Source organism: Desulfovibrio sp. Fe33 (assembly GCF_028532725.1).
Lineage (GTDB): Bacteria > Desulfobacterota > Desulfovibrionia > Desulfovibrionales > Desulfovibrionaceae > Pseudodesulfovibrio.
Map to the genome: position 1 here is coordinate 136,695 of NZ_JAQKGU010000009.1, position 22,794 is coordinate 159,488.

The window sequence follows — 22,794 nt, forward strand, 5'->3', positions numbered from 1 at the left end:
ATCAGTTCGGGGCCAGGTAATTCATCAGGGTCCTGCGGTAGGACGAAGGGTCGGCGCACTCCAGTATCTCGATGGCCTTGCCCCGATCGAACTGTTGGGTCAGGTCCACGTCGCGTGTGCGAATGGGCTTCATGTCCGCGTCCATGATGATCCGGATTTTCGGGTTGAGCGGTTCGCGCGAGTTGCTCTCGAAGACCAGGGCGTACTCCCCGGTGTTCAGGCGCACGAAGCTGCCAGCCGGGAAGATGCCCAGACATTTGATGAACAGTTGGACCTCGGTGGGGTCGAAGTCCTGGTCGCGCATACCGTACATGATGCCCAGCGCCTTGTTGGGCAGGATCGCGTTCTTGTAGCACCTGTCGGAAGTCAGGGCGTCGTATACGTCGGCCAGGCAGAGAATGCGGGCGAAGGCCGGTATGTCCTTGCGGGCCAGCCCGTCGGGGTAGCCCGAGCCGTTGTGCCGTTCGTGATGGTGCAGTACGGCCCGCAGGACCTTTGCGTGGATGTCGCTGTTGCGCCTGAGAAGATCGCGGCCGTACTCCGGGTGGCGCCGCACCTCGTCCCGCTCAGCCGAGGTCAGGGGACCGGGCTTGTTGATGATTCTGGCAGGGACGGTGGTTTTGCCCAGGTCGTGCATCATTCCGGCCACGCCGAGCAGGACCAGTTCCTCCCGCGACATGCCGATGTACTCGCCGAAGACCACGCTGATGGCGGCCACGTTGATGCAGTGGGTGTATGTGTAGTCGTCGAATTCGGACAGCTTGGCCAGACAGACCAGGGTGTCGGGGTTGGACACGGCCGATTCCACGATGGCCCCGGCGGTCTCCAGGGACGCGGCATAATCCATCTTGCGCCCGAGCTTGGCGTCGTGGACTATCCGCATGGCGTGGGCCATGGCGTCCTCGTACGTGACCATGGCGGAAGAGATGGCCTGCTGGAACGGAATGCGCTCGGGCCGCTTCGGGGCATCCTCCCGCGCGGCGGCGAACTGGTTCAGGCGCGCCTCGTCGGACTCATCCCCTTCCTCGTCGACGGCGACGAAGACCTCCCTGTAGCCCAGGTCCTGGAGACGGGCCACTTCCTCTTCGGATTCGATGATGCCGGGGTCGGCATACAGGTAGGGCAGGTGGTACCAAAGTTCCTTGGCCACCCGGACCACTTCCATGCCTGGCTTCAGGTCTTCGATGGGGATTTTCTTGATCATGTCGCGAGTCCGTTGGTTAGCGGGTCAATCTGCGCATTCTTTCCAGGTAGTTCCCTATTTTTTCCTCTTCCGTCTTGTTGAGGTCGAGGAACATCGCGCCCAGGGTGTGAATACCCTGCTCGCGCTGAATGTTTCGGACCACGATGGGCAGCTTGAGCGTGCCTTCGGTTCCGAGGTTGACGATGGCCACCAGGGCGTCGCCCACTTCGACACGGGCGATGGGTTCCCGCGATCCGGCGCGGACCGAGGCCTTGCAGCCGGTGGCGCTGATGTTGACGATCATGCATTCATATTCCGCGTCCTCGGCCTGAAGCATCCCGTCGATGTTGCACTTTGTCCGCGTGTCCCGGCGCAGCTCGACTTTCTCCATCACCGAGGGGTAATCGAAGAAGATGAGCGAGGTCGGCGAGGTGATGGCGTTGTGCACCAGGCTCTTGAACCCGTAGACCGTGCCCTGATGAATATATTTGACGATGATCTGGCCGCCCATGGCCAGCTCTCTGCGGATGCGGCCCGGCAGGCGGACCGACGCGATGAGATATTCGTAGGGATCGTAACCCACGATGCGGCCCCGGTAGGAACGGTCCGCTCCAGGGACGCGAATTATCACGTCCTTGCCGGGGGATACGCTCAGTTGCACACCCGGTATTTTGACGACCTTGTTTTCGACAGGGGCGGTCTGGTTGTCTGTTTCTTTTTCAGCCTTTTCCGACATCAAATACCTTGCGCACGGCAAATTGTGCGGTCTGGAGATATGCCGGACCGCCTGTTCATGGAAGAAATCTATACACGATAATAAGTACCACTGTCGATAGGAGATTTTCCTCTTTCTAAAGGTTGGAATTAGAACACTTCGGCTTCGAACCAATAAATTTCCGTGTCGGCCTCCTGCCAGGCGTCGCGGGGGAGGCCCGCCTTGGCGCAGGTCTGGGACAGGAACGTTTCCCGGTCCCAGTCCCATTCCACCGGGACCTGGGGCAGGAGCAGCCCGGACCGTCCGCCGCGGCGCATTATCAGGCCGTGGCGTCCTACTTCCACCAGGGCCGGGTCCGGGCACGGTTCGATCGGGCCGAGGATCGAGATTTCATATTCCATCGCATGAAATTCGCCCTCGGTGAGGGGCGGGAAGCGCGGGTCGCGGAAGGCCGCCGACAGGGCCATGTCCCAGACCGTGCGGTACAGTTCGCCCGCGCCGTAGACGTTGCCGATGCAGCCCCGGAGGCTGCCGTGGAGCTTGAGCGTGACGAAGGCCCCGAGATGCCCGCGCAACTTTTCGGTGGGCGGTTCCGGCGGCGTATGCGGCCCGTCGCCGATTCCCAGGCCGGAAGAGATGGCCTGGATCACGAGATTCTTGAGGTATTGTTTTTCCCCATCGGTTAGTTCGAAGCGGAAATCCGACATGAGTCACTCCTCCTTGCAGGTTGGGGCGGGGACGAACAGCATGACCGCTAGGCCTATGCCGAACAGGGCGACCACGGCGGACATGCCCAGCCGTTGGCTGCCTGTGGCCAGCGTCAGCCAGCCCACCAGAAATGGCCCCAGAAACGAGGTCAGCTTGCCCGACAGGGCCATGAGCCCGAACATTTCGGTGCGCTTCCCGGCCGGGGCCGCGTGGGCCAGCCAGGAGCGGCTTGAAGCCTGTACCGGACCCACGAATATACCGATAGCCAGTCCGAAAATCCAGAACAGGGCTTTGCTTTGGACCAGCAGGATGGCCGTGCCCGGCACGACAAGGCCGATCAGGGAGAGGATTATGGTACTGCGCGGGCCGAGGCGGTCGTCCAGCCAGGCGAAGGCGGCCGCTCCCAGTCCGGCGGTGACGTTCAGCCCGATACCGAAGACGATGACCTCGTCGGGGGTCATGCCGAAGGCCGCAGCGGCGTAAATGCCCCCGAATGCGAACATGGTGGTCAGGCCGTCGTTGTAGAACATGCGGGCGAGCAGGAACAGGGCGATCGAACGGTGTTTGCGCAGGTCCCTCAGGGAATTTCGCAACTGGGAGACCGCTTCGCGCACGGCGCGTTTCGGCGGGATGTTCGCGGAGGGCGTGTCCGGGGTGAACAGGAAGAGAGGCAGGCAAAAGAGCAGATACCACAGGGCGGTCAGGGGCATGACCGCCCGCACGTTGAGCGCGTCCGTGGATGGAATGCCGAACCAGCCGGGCGTTTTGACCAGGCCGTAGAGGGCGATCAGGAGCAGGACCAGGCCGCCCGCGTAACCCAGTCCCCATCCCCAGCCCGACCAGCGGCCCATGCGCCGGCGCGGGGCCAGGTCCGGGAGCATGGCGTTGTAGAAGATCATGGCGTACTCGCTGCCGATGGTGCCGAGCCCGGCCAGGGCGAGAGCGGCCCAGACATGGGACGGGTCGGGCCGGATGAACCACAGCAGCCCCGTGGCCGCGATGCACAGGGCGGTAAAGGCGGCCAGCCATGGCTTGCGCCGCCCGGCGCGGTCGGCCAGGGCGCCGAGCACCGGCCCGCCAAGGCCGATGACCAGTCCGGCCGTCCCCATCATGTTTCCCCACAAGGCCGTGCCCAGAGTTTCGTTGTCGGCCACGGCCCTTGCGAAGTAGGCGGCGAAAACGAAGGTTTGCACCAATGCGGCAAAACCGGAATTGGCCCAGTCGTACAAGGCCCAGGAAAAGAGCGAGCGGGACGTGGACATGCGTCGGCGATTGGATTCGGACATGAGCGCAGGGTAATACATGCGATCGCCGCGCGCCACCACAGAGCCGCCGCTCCATGGAAAATAATGGAGGCGGAATCCGTACGGGCGTGTTAATAGGGGCCATGATCCGAATCCTGGCGTTTTTCGTCCTCCTGCTGTCGCTTTCCGTCCCCCCGGTTCGGGCCGAGGAGTCCGTCACGCTTGTCGCCGGAGAGTACGCCCCGAACGTCATGAACCGTCAGGACCGGCCCGGGCTGCTGGTCGAGGTGGTCGCGGCGGCGTTCGCCCGGAGCGGGGTGAAGACGACGGTGCTGATGCTTCCCTGGCGGCGGTGCGCCATGATGGTCCGCCAGGGCGACGTCTTTGCGGCCTTTCCCTTTGCCCACACCGCGAAACGGGAGGAATACGCCTGGTTCAGCGATACGATCTGGACCAGCCGGAACGTTTTCTTTTATCTCAAGGGAAGGCTGGGCGACTACGATTTCACTTCCTTCGAGGACCTGCGCGGGTTCACCATCGCAGGGACCACCGGCCATCATTACGAGGAGGTGTTCAAGGCGAAGGGACTCAGCATGGATTACGCTTCCAGCGAGGTCTCGGGCATCAGGAAGGTCTGGGAGGAGCGGTGCGCCCTGTTCGCCGATGATGAATTGGCGGGTTGGGCGCTCGTCAAACGCGTCTACCCCGACCGCGTAAGCCAGTTCGGCTCCACACCCACCCCGTGGGCCCTTGCGCACCTGTGCCTCATGGTTTCCAGGGCGTATCCCGGCGCGAGCGGCCTCCTGGCTCGCTTCAATGAAGGACTGGCCGCAATCCGGGCCGACGGGACCTACTCCCGTCTGGCGGCATCGTATGCCGTCGGGAGCGGAAAGGACGGCAAGCAGCGTTAGGGCTTTTCGGCCCAGAGCACGAAGACAGGATTCTGCGCCTTGAAACGCAGGTCTCCGGCCAGGGAGTCCGTGGCCGACGCCTGGAGTTGGGTCACGCCGAAGTGCCAGCCGTGCGCCTGGAAATGGGCTTTGGCCGTGTGCAGGGAATCGAGAAGAATGCAGTGGACCACGATCCGTCCGCGCGGCTTGAGTTTGCTGCAGGCCGTTTCGAGCAGGACGGTGTCCTGGTTGGATTCCCCTCCGAGCCCCCCGCCGATGAAGATGCGGTCCGGCTCGGGCAAACCTTCAAGCGCGCCCGGCATTTCGCCGAGGACCACGTCCACCAGCCACGCCCCGGTGCGCCGGATGTTTTCGCGGATCATGGCCGCCCGGGTCTTGTTCCGTTCCACGGCGAAGACCCGTCCCCGCCTGGCCAGGTGGGACGCCTCGATGGACACGGAGCCGCAGCCCGCGCCAAGGTCCCAGACGGTGGAGTCCGGGGCCACATTCAGATGGGCCAGTCCGGCCGCGCGTACGGGCAGTTTGGTAATCAGATTTTTCTGATGCAGGTAGAAGTGATCCGGGATGCCCAGGGAAAGACCTATCTCCGGCGGGTATTGACGTTCCAGGATAACCAGGTTCAGGGGCGAAAAATCCATGCCCCAGGTTTCCCACAACGCCAGGGGCCTGATGCGCTCGTCGGGCGCGCCCAGGTTTTCCAGCACGGTCATGGAAAAGCAGTCTGCCCCGCGTTCGAGCAGGGCGCGGGCCACTTCGGCCGGGGAGTTCTCGGCGTCGGTGAAGACAGCGATGAGGTCCGCGCGGACCAAAGCCGCATAGAGCGGGGCGTAGTCGTCGCGCCCGTGCAGGGAGACGAAGTCCATCTCCTGCCACGGCAGGGCCAGCCGGGCCGCTGCCAACTGCACCGTGGACAGGCTCGGCTCCACCACCAGGTTTTCGCGGCCCAATTCCTCGCCCAGGCGCTTGCCTATGCCGAAGAAAAGCGGGTCCCCGTCGGCCAGAACCACCACTTGGCGTCCCTTGTTGGCCGCCTTGCGTATGGTTTCGATCACCGGCTTGAGAGAACCGGTAATGGCCAGCCGATGGGCATGGGCCTGGAGCAAGCTGTCCGGACAGGCCTCAAGGAGCCGTTTGCCGCCCACCACGAGGTCGGCTTCGGCGAGGGCCAAGGCTGCGGTTTCAGGCAGGGAAAGGGAGCCGGGCGGCAGCCCGATGATGCGGACGGGTTTTGTCTTGCTCATTGCCGCAATGTAAACGAAACAAAGCCGGGGGGGAAGGATAATGCGCATGAAAGGAAAACGATTGTGGATGGTTTTCACTTAATTTCGTTTATGTTATGAACAGCCCTGCAAACCCCGGAGCGTCCCGCCCCGCCACCTAGGAGGAAACATGCAGTTCTTTCTCGATACCGCCAACCTGGATCAGATTCGTGAAGTGGGCGAGCTCGGCTTGCTCGACGGCGTGACCACCAATCCCACGCTCATGTCCCGCGAGGGCGGCGATTGGCGCAGGCAGGCCGCGCGTATCTGCGAGCTGGTGGAAGGCCCGGTCTCCCTTGAGGTCATCGGCACAACCCATGAGGAAATGATAAAGGAAGCCAAAGACCTGGTGTCCTTCGGCACCAACGTGGTGGTCAAGATTCCCATGATCCCGGAGGGGCTCAAGGCTCTCAGGGAGCTGACCGCACGGGGCATTCGGACCAACGTGACGCTGGTGTTTTCGCCCACGCAGGCCCTTTTGGCCGCCAAGCTCGGAGCCACCTACGTCTCGCCGTTCGTCGGCAGGCTCGACGGGCTGAGCCAGTCCGGCATGGAGGGCGTGGAACAGATGCGGACCATGTTCGACAATTACGATTTCGAAACCAAGATTCTGGTCGCTTCGGTGCGGCATCCCCTGCACGTGCTTGAGGCCGGTCTCATCGGCGCGGATGTGATTACCTTGCCGTATGCGACGATCATGCAGCTCATGCAGCACCCGCTCACGGACAAGGGGCTGGCCACTTTCCTGGCCGACTGGGAAGCTTTCCAGAAAAGTGAATAGATGACGGGAAACAGGAAGGCCGCCTTAAGGGGCGGCTTTTTTGTTTTTGATTAAGATGGGTGATTCCTCGCGGGGAGGTGCGCGATTACGATAAGTCAGGCGCGCCTTTGGCGCGAGAGCCAGTGAAGGGGCCTTGCCCCTTCAGCCTCCATGCCCTCCCGGCGGGGTCCATTTCTTTTGCTGGCCCAAAAGAAATAGACGAAAGAAAAGGGCCTTTCCCTGCTCGGCCGCCCGCAGGATCATCGGCAAGAATCCGATCCGCTCGGGTCGGCTCCATCCGAGCAAAAGTATAAGCCCTTTCCCGCTGGCCAGCTTCCCACTCTCGTAGGTTCTTCCTTTCTCGTCACCGGAGCCGCCGCCCCTTCGCGGTCGGCTTCTAGACCGCTGATCCAGGGCTGGTGCTCGTAAGGGGGCTAGCCGAGTGCAACCGCCTTCGGGGTGGATTTGGGTAGCGGCTATGAGGACGAAGAGCGGGGAATAAGGTCTATCGATTTTGAAGACAGTACCTCGCTTGCGCGGGAGACGTTCGAAAGCCGGGGCCTAGAGCCTGTCTGAAGCGGCGAAGCGTAGGCCGACTGCGTCCGCCGCAGGCGGACATCCTGTCGGGCAGCGAAAGCCGCTACAGGCTCTTGGCCACTGCTTTCGGGAGCTGAAAGGGCCGAAAAGCGCAGTTTTTGCTTCCTTTTTTCTGCGCCAGCAAAAGAGGAAGTCGCCGTAAAGGCGAAACAAAACGTGATGAGAACGCGCACGGTCTGCCGCGAAGCGCGGCACACCTTCACGCGCTCTCCTCCCAAAAAAAACAAATATGGAAGGCCGCCCTAAGGGGCGGCTTTTCTTTTGATGGAAAGAAGCGCGCCGTTGGCGCGAGAGCCAGTGAAGGGGCCTTGCCCCTTCAACCTCCATGCCCTCCCGGCGGGGTCCATTTCTTTTGCTGGCCCAAAAGAAATAGACGAAAGAAAAGGGCCTTTTCCAGCGCGGCCGCCCGCAGGATCATCGGCAAGAATCCGATCCGCTCGGGTCGGCTCCATCCGAGCAAAGGTATAAGCCCTTTCCCGCTGGCCAGCTTCTCACTCTCGCAGGTCTTTCCTTCCTCGTCACAGGAGCCGCCGCCCCTTCGCGGTCGGCTTCTAGGCCGCTGATCCAGGGCTAGAGCTCGTAGTAGACCATTTGCCTTGCGTTCGCCTTGGGGAGGGCCTTCGAGAACGAAGAGCCGGAAATAGGTCTTATTGATCTAGAAGAGCGGCCCTCGCTTGCGCGGGAGACGTTCGAAAGCCGGGGCCTAGAGCCTGTCTGAAGCGGCGAAGCGTAGGCCGACTGCGTCCGTCGCAGACGGACATCCTGTCGGGCAGCGAAAGCCGCTACAGGCTCTTGGCCACTGCTTTCGGGAGCTGCAAGGGCCGAAAGGCGCAGTTTTTGCTTCCTTTTTTCTGCGCCAGCAAAAAAGGAAGTCGCCGTAAAGGCGAAACAAAACGTGATGAGAACGCGCACGGTCTGCCGCGAAGCGCGGCACACCTTCCCGCGCTACAAAAGTAAAGAAAAAGAAGACGCCTCTGTCTAGAACAACCGCTCTCCGTCGAAATCGAACACGAGATATTCTACCGCGACACGGTCATCGGAGAACGCTTCGGCGGCTTTCTTGGCGAGCGCGGCGAGCCGGGCGACGAGAGCCGGACGGGCCGGGTCGTTCTTGAGAAGGTCGAGGACCTGCCGCGCGGTGTTGGCCGTGCGGATGATCGGTTCGTGCACCGGATCGCAGCCCGTTTCGAGACTGCGTTGGGCCAGCAGCCCGAAGTCCACGGGATACGTTCCCGCGTGGGTGTACGGCAACCCTTGCGCCTGTTTGACGAGCTTGCCGAAAAACACGGACCAGGCGACGCGGCCGAATCCATGGTCGGCAGCGGAACGCATGGAGAATTCGAAGAAATCGGCGGCCTGAATCAGGGCCGTTTCCGGCGTGCCGGGCCGGGTCTCCTGGTACAGCCGTTCGCTTCTGCGGCCCGTGGTCATGACCGCCAGATCGAGCCCTTGGGCGCGGGCCACGCTCAACCCCTCGTCGATGGTCGCCATCCACGAGGCGTGCGAGTACGGCTTGACGATGCCGTGGGTGCCGAGAATGGAGATGCCGCCGACGATGCCGAGCCTCGGGTTCATGGTTTTTTTCGCGATGGCCTCGCCCTCGGGAACTTCGATCGTCACCAGGATGCGTCCGGATTCGAGCCCGGAAGCGGCCAGCCGGACCGCTTTCTCGATCTGCCGCCGAGGGTCGGGGTTGATGGCGGCTTCGCCCACGTTCACGGGCAGGCCGGGCAGGGTGGCGCGGCCCACCCCCTTGCCGCCTTCGAGCGTCACGGCGGGCGGCGTCGGGCCGTCGGGGTCCAGTCGCACCACGGCCTGGATTTCGTGACCGTGGGTGGCGTCCGGGTCATCGCCGCCATCCTTGATTACGGTCGTGCGCACCTCGTTTCCCTCGGGTGCGATGCGCTCAATGGGCACGGTCAGGAATCCGCCCGGAGGCAGGGGCGCGTCCACCGCGTCGGGACGTTCGCCCGCGATCAGGAAGCGGATGCCGGCCATGGCCGCGGCTGCGGCGCAGGTGCCGGTGGTCCTGCCGGTTCTGAGCTGTTTGTCCATGATTAACGAATCCTTCTGGCGGGTTCGTAGAGGATGGTTCCCGCGAGGTCGGAGATGTTCTCGACGATGTTTTTGAAGAGCAGCACATGGAAGGGGTACATGGCGTACCAGTAGAGTATGCCGGTCAGGCCGCGCGGCAGGAATTTGGCGGTCATGGACAGGTCCACGGCATTGTCCCATTGGGCGTCCATGCGGAATTCGAGCAACGCCTCGCCGGGCAGGCGCATTTCGGCCAACAGGAGCAGCCTCCGTTCCTCGTCCGAGGCGATCACGCGCCAGAAATCCAGTGCATCGCCCACGCGCGGGGCGTCGTCGCCGCGCGGACGGCCCCGGTGCATTCCCGGTCCGGCCAGCAACCTGTCGATGAAGCCGCGCAGCCGCCACAGCGGGTCGCCGAAATACCAGCCATGCTCCCCGCCGATGCGTGCCACCTGTTCCCAGACCTTTTTCGGGTCACCCTGCAACCGGGCCTTGTAGCCCATTTCGAAGCGGGTTCCGCCCGCGTAATGCGGGTCGTTGGCCGAGGCCCATTCGGGCATACACGCGGACCCCACGTCGAACAGGCAGGTTTCCACCGCTTGCTGCTCGGTCTTTTCGAGGGCGCGGCGGATCGACTCGCGGCAGGAGAGCAGTTCCTGCGGCACGAGGTCGCGGATGCGGGCGTCCCGGCAGACCACCTCGTTGCGAAGACCTTCGATGAGGGCGCGGGAAAGGGGCATTGGAACCGGGGTAATCATGGACACCCAGAAGGAGGAGAGGCGCGGGGTGACGAAGGGCATGGGCAGCAGCCGCCGCCGGGGGATGCCCGCAACCTCGGAGTAGAGGTGGAACAGCTCCTCGTAGGAGAGAACGTCCGGTCCGCCTATGTCCAGAGTCAATCCGGCGGTGGCGTCGTTCTCCAGGCACCCGGCGAGGTAACCGAGCACGTTGCGGATGGCGATGGGCTGGGTCCGGGTGCGCACCCATGCCGGGGTAATCATCACCGGCAGACGGTCCGCCAGGTAGCGGACCAGTTCGAAGGAGGACGAACCCGACCCGATGATCTGGGCGGCGCGCAGGGTGGTCACTTTGGTCGGGCCGAGGGCGAGAATGCGCCCCACTTCGGCCCGCGAGCGCAAATGCTTGGAAAGGGGCTGATCCTCCCTGTCCTCGCCCAGCCCGCCGAGATAGATGATCCGTTTGAGGCCCGCATGGTTGGCGGCTTCGACCATGTTGTAGGCCGCGTCGCGCTCCTGTTCGGCGAAATCGCGCCCCGGCTTGGCCATGGAGTGGACCAGGTAGAAGCAGACGTCGCATCCTTCGGCGGCCTTTTTGAGGCTTTCGGGGTCGTGCATGTCGGCCTGCACGGCGTCCGCCTTGCCGCCCCATGACCGCGCGCGGATTTTCTCCACGCTGCGGCCCGCGGCCCGGACCCGGTGGCCGCGCTCCAGAAGCAGCGGCACGAGACGCCCGCCGACATAGCCCGTGGAACCCAGGACGAGAACCTGCGCGGCATCCATGACGTCGCCGCCTAGCGGGGTTTGGTCTGGAAGGTGATGCCTTCGCCGTCCGGGTGGTAGTTCCATCCCAGATCGGTCATGCACATGATGAACTGCGCGTTCTGCTTGTGCTTGTCCAGGGGGAACTTCTCGCCCGCCTGCACTTCGCATGTGAGGGAATCTTCCTTGAACTTCCGGTCCAGGGTCTTGCCCGAGTAGTCCGGATGGGTCCAGGGCTTGGCGCAGCCCCCAAGGAGCAGGGCGGCCGCGGCCAGCATGGCGAAAAGGGTGGCGATGAGGGATCGGCGCATGGTGAAGCTCCGGTTATTCGTCCTTGAGGTCCCGGCTCATCAGGTCGCGGGTGGCCTGGCCGGGGTCCTTGCCTTCATAGAGGATACTATAGACCTCTTCGGTAATAGGCAACTCCACGTCGAGTTTCAGGGCCAGATGGTGCAGGGATTTGGTTGTCTTGACGCCTTCGGCCACGGCCTTCATCTCGCCGATGATCTCCTCCAGCTTGGCGCCCTGGCCGAGCCGCAGGCCAACCTGGCGGTTGCGCGACAGGTCGCCGGTGCAGGTCAGCACCAGGTCGCCCATGCCGGACAGGCCCATGAAGGTGCGCTCCTGGCCGCCCATGGCCTCGCCCAGGCGGCTCAATTCGGCCAGGCCCCGGGTTATCAGCGCGGCCCTGGCGTCGTGGCCGAAGCCCAGGCCGTCGGCCATGCCCGCGGCGATGGCGATGACGTTCTTGACCGCGCCGCCCAGCTCGACGCCCCGGTAGTCCGGAGTGAAGTAGACGCGGAAATAGGGGGTGGAGAAAACTTCCTGCAACTCGCGGCCCAGGTCGTGGTCCTCGCAGCCCAGGGACACGGAGGTGGGCATGTCGCGGGAGACCTCGGCGGCGAAGGAGGGGCCGGACAGGGCCGCGTAACGCGGGCGTTTGCCTTCCAGCGCATCGGCCACCACGCGGGAGATGGGGGCCAGGGAGTCCAGCTCAATGCCCTTGGACGCGTTGATGATGACCGGGCGGTTCGGGAGCAGGTCGCGGAATCCGGCAAGGGCCGGGCGGATGAACTGGCTGGGGATGACCACCAGGAAGTAGTCGGCCCCGGCAAAGGCGATTTCGGGGTCGGACTCGACCTTGAGGGCCTCGGACAGGGTCACGCCGGGCAGGAAAACCCGGTTTTCCCGATGGCTGCGGATATCCTCCACTACTTCGGGCTCGCGTGCCCACAGGGTGGTGTCCCTTCCGTTTTTGGCGAGCATGTCGGCAAGAGTGGTGCCCCATGCGCCCGCGCCCAGAACAGCTATTTTCATCAGATGGTCTCCTTGGCTGGTTTGTCGAGTCGTTAAGCATACGTGGCGCGCGCGGCGGTGGCAAGGGCGGCGGGGCCGGGAAAACCGTCCGCGCCGGTTGCATCCCGGGACGGTCGAAGGTATAGACCCCACATGGCAATACAATTTACCGAAACCGAGGAAAGGATACTCGCCCTGGCGGGCGGGGATTTGCCGGACACCGAGCGTCCGTTCAAGACCATCGCGGACGCCGTCGGCGTTACCGAGCAGGAGGTCATAGACCTTCTCGGCGACCTCAAGAAGCGCAGGATCATCCGCCGCTTCGGGGCCACCCTGCGCCATCAGAAGGCTGGCTACGGCCACAACGCCATGGTCGCCTGGCGCGTCCCGGACGAGCGCACCGAGGAGGTCGGCCGGGTCTTCGCGGACCGGCCCGAAATTTCCCACTGCTACGTCCGGCGCACCTATCCGGAGTGGACCTACAACGTCTACACCATGATCCACGGCGAGCGTCCCGGCCACACCGACGAGGTGGTGGCCGAGCTGGAAAAGGCCGTGGGCATTGACGACCACTGCACGCTTCGGTCCCTCAAGGAACTCAAAAAGACCTCCATGGTCTATTTTAAATAGGAAGCACGACATGGATTCGAAATCGCTTTACGCAAGGGCTCTGACCCTGATGCCCGGCGGCGTCAATTCACCGCTGAGGGCCTGCAAATACGTCAATTCCGAGCCGGTCTTCATCGCCGACGCCAAAGGGGCGCACCTCTTCGACGTGGAAGGCCGCGAGTACATCGACTATGTTTTTTCCTGGGGCCCCATGCTGCTCGGACACCAGGACCCGGCCGTGAACGCCGCCGCCCATGAGGCCGTGGACCACGGCTCCAGCTACGGCGCTCCCTGCCTCGGCGAAGTCCTGCTGGCCGAAGAGATCAACAAGCTCATCCCGTCCATGGAGATGATGCGCATGGTCTCGTCCGGCACCGAGGCCACCATGTCCGCCCTGCGGCTGGCGCGCGGCTACACCGGCCACAACAAGTTCGTGAAGTTCATCGGCAACTACCACGGACACGCCGACGCTTTCCTGGCCGCCGCCGGTTCCGCCGCGGGCACCGTGCCCGGCACCCCCGGCGTGCCCGAGGCCGTCATCAGCCATACGCTGCTGGCCCAGTACAACGATCTGGAAGCTGTCCGGAAGCTCTTCGAGGAATCCGGCGATGATATCGCCTGCGTCATCGTCGAGCCTTGCGCGGGCAACATGGGCCTGGTGCTGCCGAAATCCGGTTTCCTCCAGGGATTGCGCGACCTGTGCACCGAATACGGCGCGGTGCTCATTTTCGACGAAGTCATCACCGGCTTCAGGCTCGCCCCCGGCGGAGCCCAGGAGCGGTACGGCATCACCCCGGACCTGACCACGCTGGGCAAGATCATCGGCGGCGGGTTCCCGGTGGGCTGCTACGGCGGCAAGCGCGAGATCATGGAGCACATGGCCCCGGTGGGCGGCGTGTTCCAGGCGGGCACCCTGTCCGGCAACCCCGTGGCCATGGCCGCCGGGCTGGCCACCCTGAAGCGTTTGCAGGAGTGCGACTATGCGGCCCTGGAGGCCAGGACAAAGGCTCTGACCGGCGAGCTGGCCGCCATCGTCGAATCCAAGGGCAAGCCCGTCTACGTGGCCCAGGCCGGTTCGGCCTTCACCATGTATTTTTCGGACAAGCCCGTGACCAACATGGTCGAGTCGGGCCAGTGCGACGGCGACGCCTATGCCTCCTATTGGCGGCAGATGATGGCCCGGGGCATCTACCTGGCCCCGGCCGGCTTCGAGTGCGCCTTCACCTCCTTCGCCCATTCGGACGAGGATTTCGAGAAGACCCTGGCCGCGGCCCGGGCCGTGACGTTCTAGGTCGCGTCGAAACCGCTCATGCGATCGGGCCGGGAACCCCTTCGGGGTCCGGCCCGTTTTTCGTCGGTCTGCGGTGGAAAATGAAAAACCACCTCATTTTGTATCGTTTTTCCCTTCCCCCAATTGAAGGTTGCTGATAAATGAAACGAATGCCAGCAAAGAAAATAGCCGTTTACGCATTGACCTCCCAAGGCTTGGCGGTGGGAAGGCTTTTGGCCGCCCGACTGCACGGCACCCTTTACGCCTCCAAACCCCTGGAAGCGGAAGGCGCCATTCCTTTCGAGTCTCTCAAATACCTTGTCTCGGCCACCTTCAATGCCTTTGACGGCCACGTGTTCGTGGCGGCCGCGGGCATAGTGGTCCGCTGCATCGCGCCCCACCTTCAGAGCAAGGAGACCGATCCGGCCGTTGTCTGCATGGACCAGGCCGGGCTTTTCGCCATCAGCCTGTTGTCCGGCCACCTCGGCGGGGCCAACGAACTCGCCGACAGGTGCGCGCGCACCATGGGCGGGCAGTCGGTCATCACCACCGCCACGGATTCGGCGGGCGTCCTGTCCATCGACAGCCTGGCCATGGCCAAGGGATTGGCCATCGGCAATATCAGCAAGATCAAGGACGTGAACATGGCCCTGCTCGAAAACCGCATCGTCCAGGTGTACGATCCCGAGGATTGGCTCGGGCTGGCCTGGCACGCGGGATTCGAAGGCCGTGCGGGCTACGAGGACTGGAACGAGGCGAGCCCCGGCATTTGGGTCTCGTGGCACAACGACGCCCCCGAGGGGAGCCTGCCCCTGCATCCGAGGATGCTGCATCTGGGCATCGGCTGCCGCCGGGACATCACGACCTACGAAATTTTGGACCACGTGCACATGGTCTTCAAGAAATACGGTCTGGCCATGGAGTCCATCGCTTCCGTCGGATCGGTGGAGGCCAAGCGCAACGAGGCCGGATTGCTGGAGGCCGCCGAGGAATTCGGGGTGGACCCCGTCTTCTACACCACGGCCCAGCTCGCCGCCGTCGATGCGCCTACGCCCTCTGACCGCGTCCAGCAGCACATGGGCGTGCCGAGCGTGGCCGAAGCGTCCGCCATGCTTGCCTCCCACGGCGGGGGACTCCTCGTCAGCAAGGAAAAGACTTCAACCGTAACCTTGGCGGTAGCCAGGAGTAATCGTGCTTAAGGCTGTGAGCCTCGGACCGGGCGACGAATCCCTGCTGACCCCGGCGGCGCGTGCGGCCATTGCCGAAGCCGATGTCGTGGCCGGGTACAAGGCGTACATCGAGCTGGTCCCTGAAGAGTTGCTGCAAGGCAAGACCGTGGTCTCCACGGGCATGATGGGCGAGGTGGACCGCGCCCGGCAGGCCGTGGAGCACGCCCGCGCGGGGAGAAAGACCGTCATGGTCTGCTCCGGGGACGCGGGCATCTACGCCATGGCCGGTCTGCTCATGGAGGTTCTCGAAAGCGAGGGCCTCATCGGAACGGTTCCTTTTGAGGTCGTTCCGGGCGTGGCCGCCTTCAACGCGGCCGCCGCACTGCTCGGCGCGCCGCTCATGCACGATTTCGCCTCCATCAGCCTGAGCGACCTGCTGACTCCCTGGGAGCGCATTCAGCAAAGGCTCCAGGCCGCGGCCAGCGCGGATTTCGTCATCGCCATCTACAACCCCCGCTCCAAGAAGCGCAGCGGCCACCTGCAAGAGGCCCTGGAGATCATCGGCCAGTTCCGCAGGCCGGGAACGCCGGTCGGCATCGTGCGCAAGGCGTACCGTCCGGGCCAAAGGGTCGAAGCCGTCCGGCTCGACGCGGTGGACGTGGAGCAGGTCGACATGCAGACTGTTCTCATAGTGGGCAACTCGGCCACCCGGCTGGTCGGCGGACGGATGCTCACGCCTAGGGGATATCACAGCAAATACGCCCTCTGAAGCGGTAAATCAAAGTGGAAATCCCCCTTGCGTTCAAGGTCCTTTATCGGGTAAAAGCAAGGGTCTACGATGGCAGCCCCCTCCTTGACAGGGGGTGGATACTTATTTATCCCGCATAGTAGAGAGTGTGACTGTTTATCTTTTATGCAACAGGAGGAACTAGGTAAATGAAGAAGTCTCTCATCATCAGCTTGATGGTGGCCGCCCTGGTTTGTGTCTTCTGCCTGCCCGTGGTCATCGCTGCCAACGCGCCCGCAGACACCATCACCATCGAGGTCCCCGCCGGCGCCAAGGCTACCAAGACGCCCGTGACCTTCCCGCACAAGAAACATGTGGACGGCGGCATCGACTGTCTGGTCTGCCACCACAAGTCCGCCACCCCGGACGAAGCCAAGAGCTGCGCCGCCGAGGGCTGTCATGTGGACGCCAGCAAGGCCGCCAAGAAGGAGCCCACCGGCTTCTACGCCGCCTTCCACAGCAAGAAGTCCGACGCTTCCTGCCTGGCTTGCCACAAGAAGGAAAAGAAGGCCGGCAAGGCCGTTCCGGTCAGCTGCAAGGAATGCCACCCTCAATAAGCCTTTAGGGTGAATACTAGGGGGGCTGTCCAGAACGGCCCCCCTTTTTAAACCGGTCCTCCGGAGGTAACCCATGACCCCTGCCCCGCCTCCTCCCAAAGACGACGCCGACGTGCGCGACGTACTGAACGAACCCGCTGTCGAGAGCGAAGGTTTCGATCTCGATTCCGTGGATGCGGATTTCGAGCAGGAACTCGAAGACCTGTTCGCCGACGACCTTGAGGACGCCCCCGTTCCCGACGAGAGCGGCGGTCCCGTCCTGCTCGACGACGTGGCCGGGGACGAACCCGCCAATGACGAGTTGCTGGTTCTGGACGACGTGGTGGGGGAACCCGCCGCGGGCGGCTCCGCGCCGGAGGGCGATGATCTTTTGCTTTTGGACGACGTGGTTGAAGAACCGGTCGAAGAGCTTGACGACGAGAACGAATTGATCGTGCTCGACGAGGTCGTCGATCTGGTCGAGAAGGCCGATGCCGCCGAGGGTGAAACCTGGGCGGTGGCGTCCGAAACCGGGGAAGACGACATGGAGCTTTCCGCCGGTGAAGAGTCCGGCGAAAACGACGAGATCATCAATCTCGACGATCTCGCCGAGGAGCCTGTTTCCTTCGGTTCCGATGAGCCCGAAGTGTCCGAAGAACCCCAAGAGGAACCGCTCATCGATCTCGACGACCTGATCGGGGAGGAATCCCCGGCCGAAGCGGAAGAGACAATTTTCGAGTCCGGGTCGGAGCCCGCCCTGGACGATGCGCCCGCCGCCGAGGAACCCATCGTGGAACTGGTCGACGAGGCCTTGCCCGTCGTGGAGCCCGACGCCGTCATGGAAGAAGTTGAAGAGCTTGAAGAGGCCCCGGCGGCGGACGATCTGCCGAGCGTCGAGTTGATGGACGCCGAGCTTACCGGCCTGGACGAGCTGGGCGACGACGACATCGAGGACGTGGACAGCCTGCTGGACAACGTCGAGGTGGACGTGTCCGACGTTGTGGATTCCGAAGAGGTTGACGCCGAGATGGACGACGACATGGTCATGGATCTGGACGAAGGGTCCCTGGATGAGGCGCTGGCCGCCGAATCCGGACCGTCCGACAGCATGGACGAGAGCATGGGCGAAGACATGAGCGAGACGGGCCAGCTCCCGGTTATCCCGGCAGGGGAGGGCGAGCCCACCCTTGCGGAGCTTCAGGCCAAGGTGCGCCAGTTGGAGGGCCGTGTGGAGGAGCTTGAACTGCGCCTACGCGACGAGATAGCCCAGATGGTCCCGGCGGAAGCCGCCAGAATCATTCGCGAGGAGATCGCCGCGTTGGCTGCCGATTTCGACGACTAGCCGCAAATCCCGGCCGAAAGGCCAACTCCGTCTCAAAGAATTTACAAAGGCCTCACCCGTCAGGGTGAGGCCTTTTCCATTCACCTTCCATCAAATAAATGCCCAACAAGGAATAAGCCCCCCCGCTTTCGGAGCAGAAAGCCGCGAAGCCGAAAAGCCCGCGCCGAAGGCGCATGCATGGGATGCAAGGGTGCGAACCCTTGCCCGCCGGAGGCGAAATCACCCGACAATCGCCGCAAAGCGGGTTTCAAAGCCTGATTTTCGTTTTCAGGGAGTATGAGAGATGGTTCCCTTTTCAAAGTTTTTCTCTCCCTTCCCTCGCCCGCACCACTCTGCACCTACGTACCACAGAAGGTCTGTTCTACACAGCCGCGAAGCCGAAAAGCCCGCGCCGAAGGCGCATACATGGGATGCAAGGGTGCGAACCCTTGCCCGCCGGAGGCGAAATCACCCGACAATCGCCGCAAAGCGGCATTCAATGCCTGATTCTCGTCTTCAGTGAGTAGGAGAGATGGTTCCCTTTTCAAAGTTTTTCTCTCCCTTCTCCCAACCTCACTACTCTCTGCCTACGTGCCGCAGAAGGTCTGTTCTACGCAGCCGCGAAGCCGAAAAAGCCGCGCCGAAGGCGCATACAGGGGATGCAAGGGTGCGAACCCTTGCCCGCCGGAGGCGAAATCACCCGTCTATCGCCGCAAAGCGGCATTCAATGCCTGATTTTCGTCTTCAGGTAGTAGGAGATGGTTCCCTTTTCAAAGTTTTTCTCTCCCTTCTCCCAACCTCCCTACTCTCCGCCTACGTGCCGCAGAAAGTCTGTTCTACGCGCTCTTCGGGGCGCGGCGGGGCGGCGTATTCGGCGTTTTCCGGCTGGTCGTCGTAGGGCCGCCGGAGCACTTCGATGAGCTTGTTCGCCGGGGTGAAATCGCCGTGCTCCGCCGCCCGGATGGCCTGTTCAATGCGGTGGTTCCGGGGGATGAAGGCCGGGTTGGCGGAACGCATGGTCTCGCGTGCCGTGTCTGCGGCCCCTGTCAACGCCAATCGGGCACGCCAGTCGTCGAGCCATGCGCGGATTTCCTCGTCCGGGGCGAAGAGGCCCGCGAACGGGGCCGGGTCGGTCTGGGCTGCGCTCAGGGCGCGGAAGGCGTTGGTGAAATCGGTCCCGTCGCGCCGCATGAGGTCGAGAAGGCGTCGGGCGAGATTGAAGGATTCGTCGTCGCCGGGGAGTCCGATTTTGCGGCAAAGTCCTTGGCGGTAATGGTCGGTGAAGGCCGGGATGAACTGTTCCAGAACCTTTTCGCCGGCCTTGTGCGCACGGGCTTCGTCTTCATCCAGCAGGGGGATGAGGCAGCCGCCGAGGCAGGCCAGGTTCCAGGCCATGATGGAGGGCTGCCGATTGAAGGCGTAGCGTCCGAAGTGATCGATGGAGCTGAATACCACTTCCGGGTCGTAGTGGTCGATGAAGGCGCACGGCCCGAAGTCGATGGTTTCGCCGCTTACGGCGGTGTTGTCCGTGTTCATGACTCCGTGCACGAACCCGACGCACATCCATTTCGCCATCAGCCCGGCTTGGGCCTCGCAGACTGCTTCGAACAGGGCGAGATACGGATTGTCGGCCTTTCGGGCGGCGGGATGGTTCCGGTCGATGACGTGATCGGCAAGTTGCCGGACGGCGTCTTCCATACGCCGCGCCGCGAAATACTCGAAGGTGCCTACGCGCACGAAACCCGAGGCCACGCGGGTCAGGACCGCGCCGGGCAACTCGGCCTCGCGGAACACCGGCTGGCCCGTGGAGGCCATGGCCAGGGCGCGAGTGGTCGGGATGCCCATGGCGTGCATGGCCTCGCTGACCACGTATTCGCGGATCACCGGCCCTAAGGGAGAGCGGCCGTCGCCGCCGCGCGAAAAGCGGGTGCGGCCCGAGCCCTTGAGCTGGATGTCGAACCGCTCGCCTTGGCCGTTGACCACCTCGCCCAGCAGGTGCGCCCGGCCGTCGCCGAGCTGCGGCACGAATTGTCCGAACTGGTGCCCCGCATACGCCTGCGCAATGGGCGCGGATCCGGGCAATAGCCGGTTGCCGGAGAACAAGGCGGCCAGGTCGGCGTCGTTCCCGGGCAGGTCCAGCTCAAGGCGGTCGGCCAAGGGGCGGTTCAGACGGATGAGCGAGGGCGCGGCCGCCGGTTCCGGGTCGATTCGTTGGAAGAAGACCTCGGGGAGATGCGCGTAGCTGTTGATGAAGCGCATGGCGTTCATTCCCCCAGGATGTTGAGCCAGGCCGGGAGCAGGGTGTCCAGCGAATTGGCCAGCAGGCGCATGTAGTGGGCCTCGATCCCGATCATTTCCTCGTCGCGGCGGCGAAGCCATTCGGACATCCAGGCGAAGCGAAGGGCGAGCACCATTTCCGGCAGCAGCGCGAGGGAGGTCCTGTCCAGGCACACGCCTTGGCGCAGGGTGCACAGCAAGGCCGGGGCCAGGCCGCGTACCAGGGCGTGGGGGTCCTCAATGCCGACGCAGCCGAGGCAGTTGGCCGCGTCGAACAGGCAGGGGCGGATTCCGGCGAACTCCCAGTCGATGACGGCCGCGGCGGAAGTGCCGTGCCAGATGATGTTCAGGGGATGGAAGTCGCCGTGACAAAAGGAGACGGGCAGGCTCGGCCACGCCTCGAAGAGGGGCGTCAGCGCGGGCAGGACCGGGGAGAGGGTCTCGTAAAGGTCCGGCCTGCGTGCGGCCATGGCCGCCATGAGCTCGTCGACGTATCGCTCCAGGAGAAATGGGGGCTCGTCATTGAATTCGTGAATGCAGCCCGAGACCTCGCGCAGGCGGCAAAGGAACCTGCCCAGGCTTTCGCCGCGCGCGGCATCCTCTATGTATTCGGGCTGGGGCAGTGGGTCGCCGGGAATGAACGGAGACAGCTGGTGGTGCTGCCCCTCGTGTTCGACAACGAAACATCCGTCCGGCCCTGCCAGATAGGCGGGCACGGGCAGTCCGGCCCGGCCGAGCCGGTCCAGGGCGCGGGCGATGCGCTCGCGTCTGTCGAACTGGCCTGGGCGCAATGTCTCGAGCATCCAGATTCGGCCCTGGCCGTCTTCCATGGCGCGCCGGGACAGGCACCTCTCGGGGCTGCCGGGCAGGACGATATCCGTGCGGGGACGGCCGGAGGACAGTCCCCAAAGGGTGAGCAGATCGGTCATGGCGGTCCTATTGTCAGCCCCATGGGCTGCGGTTTGGTCATGGTCGAGCCTATATGGGCGTTGTGCCGACCGTCAACCCGTGGTCGCGCCTGGCGGAGGCGTCGCCGCTCCGGGTCGGGATCAGGGTTTTATTCCGGGATGATATGCTGTATGCTTGAACTTTGTCGTTGATTACCCGTTTCAACCTGAGAGTACCCCATGTCCTTGAAAGTGAGCAAGCGCAGACCGCTTGTGGCCCAGTCGGAAATACGAAACATGACCCTTGAATGCGCCAAGGTGTCCGGGGTGAACCTGGCCCAGGGCGTATGCGATCTGCCCGTGCCCGAACCGGTCATCCGGGGCGCGGAGGAGGCCATGCGGGCGGGAACCAACATCTATACCCGCTTCGACGGTCTGCCGCGCCTGCGCGAGGCCGTGGCGGCCAAGCAGAAGCGGTTCACCGGCATGGAGTTCGACCCGGACGGACAGGTGGTGGTTTCGGCGGGAGCCACGGGCGCGTTCTATTCCGCCTGCCTGGCCCTGCTGGACGAGGGAGACGAGGTCCTGGTCTTCGAGCCGTACTACGGCTACCACATCGTGACCATGGTTTCCCTGGGCATCAAGCCGGTTTATGTCACCCTGGAGCCGCCCGAATGGGGATTCGCCGCCGAAGACCTGGAACGGGCCGTGACAGCGAAAACCCGCGCCATCATTCTGAACACCCCGTCCAACCCGGCGGGCAAGGTCTTCACCCGCGAGGAACTTGCCCTTGTCGCCGATTTTGCCGAAGCGCACGACCTGTTCGTCTTTACCGACGAGATTTACGAACATTTCGTTTTCGACGGGCGGGAGCATGTGTCTCCGGCCACCCTGCCGGGCATGGCCCGGCGGACCATCACCATTTCAGGGTTTTCCAAGGTCTTCGCCATCACCGGCTGGCGGCTCGGCTACGCCCTTTGCGATCCTGAATGGGCATTGGCCATCGGCCATTTCAGCGATCTGGTCTACGTCTGCGCTCCGGCTCCGTTGCAGCTCGGCGCGGCCAAGGGGCTGGAGGAACTCGGTGTGGATTATTACCAGGGGGTGTCCGACGACCATCAGCTCAAGCGGGACCGGTTTTGCGACGCCCTGCGATCGGTCGGGCTGGCCCCGCATGTCCCGTCCGGGGCGTACTACACGCTCGCCGACGTGACGTCCCTCCCCGGCGCAACCGCCAAGGAGCGCGCCCTGTATCTGCTGGAAAAGACCGGCGTGGCCTGTGTGCCCGGCTCGGCCTTTTATTCCGGCCCTGTGGGGGAAACGCTGGCCCGGTTCTGTTTCGCAAAGGAAATGGATGTGCTGGAGGACGCCATGCAGCGTCTGGGGAGGCTCTCGTGACCGAGAAGGAAAGAACGGAATTCAAGAAGTTCGCCGCCGAAGAGATCGCGGCCCTGGAAACGGAAATTCCCCGGCTCGCGGAGTTGGTCAAGCCCGTGGCTCCGGACAACGCCATTGGGCGAATCTCGCGCATGGACAACATCGTCAACCAGTCCGTGGCCGAAGCCCAGCTTTCCAAGGCCAGGGTTCGCCTGGCCCGGCTGCGGGAGGCCGTGAAGCGGGCGGACGATGACGAGGAATTCGGCCTGTGCATGGACTGCGGGGAGCCGATCCCTATGGCCCGTCTCAAGGCCATGCCTGAAACGGGGTATTGCGTGGACTGCGCCGAGTAGGC

The 22,794-nt window shown here is 63.6% G+C and carries 21 protein-coding genes; 10 read left to right on the forward strand and 11 right to left on the reverse strand.

Annotation, left to right across the window (positions count from 1 at the left end; all coding sequences use genetic code 11):
- Nucleotide 1: 1 nt before the first annotated feature.
- From PSN43_RS12470 to PSN43_RS12485, 4 genes are all read right to left on the reverse strand, one after another.
- Nucleotides 2–1,204, reverse strand: a complete 1,203-nt coding sequence (locus PSN43_RS12470) for an HD-GYP domain-containing protein (RefSeq protein ID WP_272701058.1) — start codon at nt 1,202–1,204, stop codon at nt 2–4.
- 16 nt (nt 1,205–1,220) lie between these two features.
- The gene (locus PSN43_RS12475; protein ID WP_272701059.1) at nt 1,221–1,844 is read right to left on the reverse strand and encodes a flagellar brake protein; all 624 of its coding nucleotides are present in this window, start codon (nt 1,842–1,844) and stop codon (nt 1,221–1,223) included.
- 203 nt (nt 1,845–2,047) lie between these two features.
- Complete coding sequence (gene amrA / locus PSN43_RS12480) at nt 2,048–2,605, reverse strand: AmmeMemoRadiSam system protein A (protein ID WP_272701060.1); 558 nt, start codon at nt 2,603–2,605, stop codon at nt 2,048–2,050.
- A gap of 3 nt (nt 2,606–2,608) precedes the next feature.
- The gene (locus PSN43_RS12485; RefSeq protein WP_272701061.1) at nt 2,609–3,892 is read right to left on the reverse strand and encodes an MFS transporter; all 1,284 of its coding nucleotides are present in this window, start codon (nt 3,890–3,892) and stop codon (nt 2,609–2,611) included.
- A 101-nt stretch (nt 3,893–3,993) separates the two neighbouring features.
- On the opposite strand from PSN43_RS12485, the gene PSN43_RS12490 reads away from it, so the two are divergent.
- Complete coding sequence (locus tag PSN43_RS12490) at nt 3,994–4,761, forward strand: substrate-binding periplasmic protein (RefSeq protein WP_272701062.1); 768 nt, start codon at nt 3,994–3,996, stop codon at nt 4,759–4,761.
- Here PSN43_RS12490 and cbiE read toward each other — a convergent pair.
- Nucleotides 4,758–6,002 (reverse strand): precorrin-6y C5,15-methyltransferase (decarboxylating) subunit CbiE, encoded by a 1,245-nt coding sequence (gene cbiE / locus PSN43_RS12495; RefSeq protein WP_272701063.1) that lies wholly within the window; start codon nt 6,000–6,002, stop codon nt 4,758–4,760. The two genes, PSN43_RS12490 and cbiE, sit on opposite strands and share 4 nt — an antisense overlap.
- Nucleotides 6,003–6,150: 148 nt before the next feature.
- Between cbiE and fsa the strand changes: the two genes are divergently transcribed.
- Nucleotides 6,151–6,801 (forward strand): fructose-6-phosphate aldolase, encoded by a 651-nt coding sequence (gene fsa / locus PSN43_RS12500; protein ID WP_272701064.1) that lies wholly within the window; start codon nt 6,151–6,153, stop codon nt 6,799–6,801.
- A 1,554-nt stretch (nt 6,802–8,355) separates the two neighbouring features.
- On the opposite strand, the gene cbiD is transcribed toward fsa, so the two are convergent.
- Genes cbiD through PSN43_RS12520 form a run of 4 tightly spaced genes read right to left on the reverse strand, consistent with a single transcriptional unit; the run spans nt 8,356 to nt 12,227 of the window.
- The gene (cbiD, locus tag PSN43_RS12505) at nt 8,356–9,432 is read right to left on the reverse strand and encodes a cobalt-precorrin-5B (C(1))-methyltransferase CbiD (RefSeq protein ID WP_272701065.1); all 1,077 of its coding nucleotides are present in this window, start codon (nt 9,430–9,432) and stop codon (nt 8,356–8,358) included.
- 2 nt (nt 9,433–9,434) lie between these two features.
- Entirely contained in the window at nt 9,435–10,931 is a 1,497-nt protein-coding gene (locus PSN43_RS12510) for an SDR family oxidoreductase (RefSeq protein WP_272701066.1), read from the reverse strand.
- A gap of 11 nt (nt 10,932–10,942) precedes the next feature.
- Nucleotides 10,943–11,221: a hypothetical protein gene (locus PSN43_RS12515; protein ID WP_272701067.1), complete on the reverse strand. Its 279-nt coding sequence runs from the start codon at nt 11,219–11,221 to the stop codon at nt 10,943–10,945.
- Between the two features lie 13 nt (nt 11,222–11,234).
- Nucleotides 11,235–12,227: an NAD(P)H-dependent glycerol-3-phosphate dehydrogenase gene (locus PSN43_RS12520; RefSeq protein WP_272701068.1), complete on the reverse strand. Its 993-nt coding sequence runs from the start codon at nt 12,225–12,227 to the stop codon at nt 11,235–11,237.
- Nucleotides 12,228–12,359: 132 nt separating this feature from the next.
- Between PSN43_RS12520 and ahbB the strand changes: the two genes are divergently transcribed.
- The 6 genes from ahbB (at nt 12,360) to PSN43_RS12550 (ending at nt 17,919) form a co-directional block, all read left to right on the forward strand.
- On the forward strand, nt 12,360–12,836 hold the full coding sequence (gene ahbB, locus PSN43_RS12525) for a siroheme decarboxylase subunit beta (RefSeq protein ID WP_272701069.1): 477 nt from the start codon (nt 12,360–12,362) through the stop codon (nt 12,834–12,836).
- 10 nt (nt 12,837–12,846) lie between these two features.
- The gene (gene hemL / locus PSN43_RS12530; protein WP_272701070.1) at nt 12,847–14,106 is read left to right on the forward strand and encodes a glutamate-1-semialdehyde 2,1-aminomutase; all 1,260 of its coding nucleotides are present in this window, start codon (nt 12,847–12,849) and stop codon (nt 14,104–14,106) included.
- 149 nt (nt 14,107–14,255) lie between these two features.
- Nucleotides 14,256–15,284: a cobalt-precorrin 5A hydrolase gene (locus tag PSN43_RS12535; protein WP_272701071.1), complete on the forward strand. Its 1,029-nt coding sequence runs from the start codon at nt 14,256–14,258 to the stop codon at nt 15,282–15,284.
- Entirely contained in the window at nt 15,277–16,023 is a 747-nt protein-coding gene (cobJ, locus tag PSN43_RS12540; protein WP_272701072.1) for a precorrin-3B C(17)-methyltransferase, read from the forward strand. The genes PSN43_RS12535 and cobJ overlap by 8 nt, the downstream gene beginning before the upstream one ends.
- Before the next feature lie 167 nt (nt 16,024–16,190).
- Nucleotides 16,191–16,598, forward strand: coding sequence for a cytochrome c3 family protein (locus PSN43_RS12545; RefSeq protein ID WP_272701073.1), 408 nt, complete (start codon nt 16,191–16,193; stop codon nt 16,596–16,598).
- Between the two features lie 73 nt (nt 16,599–16,671).
- Nucleotides 16,672–17,919 (forward strand): hypothetical protein, encoded by a 1,248-nt coding sequence (locus PSN43_RS12550; RefSeq protein WP_272701074.1) that lies wholly within the window; start codon nt 16,672–16,674, stop codon nt 17,917–17,919.
- Nucleotides 17,920–18,711: 792 nt separating this feature from the next.
- On the opposite strand, the gene PSN43_RS12555 is transcribed toward PSN43_RS12550, so the two are convergent.
- On the reverse strand, nt 18,712–20,157 hold the full coding sequence (locus PSN43_RS12555; RefSeq protein WP_272701075.1) for a protein adenylyltransferase SelO: 1,446 nt from the start codon (nt 20,155–20,157) through the stop codon (nt 18,712–18,714).
- Between the two features lie 5 nt (nt 20,158–20,162).
- Nucleotides 20,163–21,104 (reverse strand): phosphotransferase, encoded by a 942-nt coding sequence (locus tag PSN43_RS12560; RefSeq protein ID WP_272701076.1) that lies wholly within the window; start codon nt 21,102–21,104, stop codon nt 20,163–20,165.
- Between the two features lie 198 nt (nt 21,105–21,302).
- Between PSN43_RS12560 and PSN43_RS12565 the strand changes: the two genes are divergently transcribed.
- Nucleotides 21,303–22,460, forward strand: a complete 1,158-nt coding sequence (locus PSN43_RS12565; protein ID WP_272701077.1) for a pyridoxal phosphate-dependent aminotransferase — start codon at nt 21,303–21,305, stop codon at nt 22,458–22,460.
- Entirely contained in the window at nt 22,457–22,792 is a 336-nt protein-coding gene (locus PSN43_RS12570; protein WP_272701078.1) for a TraR/DksA family transcriptional regulator, read from the forward strand. The genes PSN43_RS12565 and PSN43_RS12570 overlap by 4 nt, the downstream gene beginning before the upstream one ends.
- The last annotated feature ends 2 nt before the right edge of the window (nt 22,793–22,794 follow it).

Excerpts from the sequence above, each read along its gene's own strand:
- PSN43_RS12545 (WP_272701073.1), top strand. The coding sequence starts at position 16,191 with ATGAAGAAGTCTCTCATCATCAGCTTGATGGTGGCCGCCCTGGTTTGT.
- PSN43_RS12555 (WP_272701075.1), bottom strand. The coding sequence starts at position 20,157 with ATGCGCTTCATCAACAGCTACGCGCATCTCCCCGAGGTCTTCTTCCAA.
- PSN43_RS12485 (WP_272701061.1), bottom strand. The coding sequence starts at position 3,892 with ATGTCCGAATCCAATCGCCGACGCATGTCCACGTCCCGCTCGCTCTTT.
- amrA (WP_272701060.1), bottom strand. The coding sequence starts at position 2,605 with ATGTCGGATTTCCGCTTCGAACTAACCGATGGGGAAAAACAATACCTC.
- PSN43_RS12535 (WP_272701071.1), top strand. The coding sequence starts at position 14,256 with ATGCCAGCAAAGAAAATAGCCGTTTACGCATTGACCTCCCAAGGCTTG.
- cbiE (WP_272701063.1), bottom strand. The coding sequence starts at position 6,002 with ATGAGCAAGACAAAACCCGTCCGCATCATCGGGCTGCCGCCCGGCTCC.
- PSN43_RS12565 (WP_272701077.1), top strand. The coding sequence starts at position 21,303 with ATGTCCTTGAAAGTGAGCAAGCGCAGACCGCTTGTGGCCCAGTCGGAA.
- PSN43_RS12550 (WP_272701074.1), top strand. The coding sequence starts at position 16,672 with ATGACCCCTGCCCCGCCTCCTCCCAAAGACGACGCCGACGTGCGCGAC.
- cbiD (WP_272701065.1), bottom strand. The coding sequence starts at position 9,432 with ATGGACAAACAGCTCAGAACCGGCAGGACCACCGGCACCTGCGCCGCA.
- PSN43_RS12490 (WP_272701062.1), top strand. The coding sequence starts at position 3,994 with ATGATCCGAATCCTGGCGTTTTTCGTCCTCCTGCTGTCGCTTTCCGTC.
- ahbB (WP_272701069.1), top strand. The coding sequence starts at position 12,360 with ATGGCAATACAATTTACCGAAACCGAGGAAAGGATACTCGCCCTGGCG.
- PSN43_RS12560 (WP_272701076.1), bottom strand. The coding sequence starts at position 21,104 with ATGACCGATCTGCTCACCCTTTGGGGACTGTCCTCCGGCCGTCCCCGC.
- PSN43_RS12470 (WP_272701058.1), bottom strand. The coding sequence starts at position 1,204 with ATGATCAAGAAAATCCCCATCGAAGACCTGAAGCCAGGCATGGAAGTG.
- PSN43_RS12520 (WP_272701068.1), bottom strand. The coding sequence starts at position 12,227 with ATGAAAATAGCTGTTCTGGGCGCGGGCGCATGGGGCACCACTCTTGCC.
- PSN43_RS12510 (WP_272701066.1), bottom strand. The coding sequence starts at position 10,931 with ATGGATGCCGCGCAGGTTCTCGTCCTGGGTTCCACGGGCTATGTCGGC.
- PSN43_RS12515 (WP_272701067.1), bottom strand. The coding sequence starts at position 11,221 with ATGCGCCGATCCCTCATCGCCACCCTTTTCGCCATGCTGGCCGCGGCC.
- hemL (WP_272701070.1), top strand. The coding sequence starts at position 12,847 with ATGGATTCGAAATCGCTTTACGCAAGGGCTCTGACCCTGATGCCCGGC.
- fsa (WP_272701064.1), top strand. The coding sequence starts at position 6,151 with ATGCAGTTCTTTCTCGATACCGCCAACCTGGATCAGATTCGTGAAGTG.